The sequence below is a fragment of the Bartonella sp. AA2SXKL genome (genome assembly GCF_042197205.1).
In the GTDB taxonomy this organism is placed as follows: Bacteria; Pseudomonadota; Alphaproteobacteria; order Rhizobiales; family Rhizobiaceae; genus Bartonella.
Genome location: NZ_JBHIRN010000065.1, coordinates 1 through 1,046 on the forward strand (window position 1 = coordinate 1; position 1,046 = coordinate 1,046).

Below are 1,046 nucleotides of genomic sequence, written 5' to 3' on the forward strand. Positions count from 1 at the left end.
TATTTTGACTTTTATAGGACTGGTAGGAATAATCAATCAGGCAATTTTATTGCAGAAGGATCAGAAGGAGGATATTGGGTTTTTATTGTGATGTTTCTTCTGGGAGTAATAAAGATGTGTTCTACAATTGTTCATAATTATCTTTCTGACAAAATATTCAAACGGAGTGATAATGATCATTGATCGAATTTTGCTTATTTTATGGGCTGTAATGTTAGCTTTTTTTTGCGTTTCATGGTTGGGGACAACACATATCTTATCACAAATAGTTTCTATTGCTTATATTAATAATATAGCGGATATTTTGTTCTTTTTTTTGAGTGCACTGTTTGCTGGAATACTGTGGTGGAATGTTCCTCACCCAATGCCTTTGAAAATGAAATTGGCAGCATTTCTGCCGCCAGCATTCATTTTATTTTTCTTCTTTATTGTGTTCTAGTTTGATATTTCCTCATCCGTAAATCCAACAAAGCAAAGTAGTGAAATAAAAGAGGCAAGAAGTAAATAATAGCCGATATAAGAAGTATCAAAATGCTGTACCAGATATTCCGCAATATAAGGTGCAAGAGATGCACCTACGATACCGGCTAAGTTGAAGGTTATAGAAGAACCAGTGTATCGAATTGCTGTTGGGTATGGTGAAGCCAAAACAGCACCAAGAGGACTATACACCATTCCCATGATCGACAAACCAATGGTAGACATTGCAAGCACTCCTATGACTCCAGAGCTTAAGAAATAAGGAATTGCGAAAGAATAGATACCAGTAATTATTGTGATGCAAATCATCAAAGTTCTGCGTTTAATACGATCAGCGAGTTTTCCAGTTAGGACAGTGAAAATTCCGCAAAAGATAGCACCAATGACTTCTACTTGGAGAGCCTGATAAAATGACAATTGCAAATGGTTTGTTGAATAACTTAACAAATATGCGGTGACCAAATAAAATAAAACAAATGTTGCCATACCAGCAAATGTCCCAAGAAATAAGATTCGTGGGCATTTTAAAAAGACATCTATTATAGGGACTTGAACACGCTCTTTGC

At 35.6% G+C, this 1,046-nt stretch carries 2 protein-coding genes; one reads left to right on the forward strand and one right to left on the reverse strand.

Translation table 11 applies throughout. From position 1 onward, the window contains the following. Nucleotides 1-172 precede the first annotated feature (172 nt). A complete protein-coding gene (locus ACFINS_RS09750) occupies nt 173-439 on the forward strand; it encodes a hypothetical protein (RefSeq protein WP_011180477.1) in 267 nt (88 codons plus the stop codon). Here the strand turns inward: ACFINS_RS09750 and ACFINS_RS09755 are convergent. Next, a partial coding sequence (locus tag ACFINS_RS09755) for an MFS transporter (protein ID WP_375706149.1) occupies nt 436-1,046 on the reverse strand: 611 nt, incomplete at its 5' end. The genes ACFINS_RS09750 and ACFINS_RS09755 overlap by 4 nt on opposite strands.

What these genes read in the sequence shown, in the direction of transcription:
- ACFINS_RS09750 (WP_011180477.1), top strand. Translation starts at nt 173, where the DNA reads ATGATCATTGATCGAATTTTGCTTATTTTATGGGCTGTAATGTTAGCT.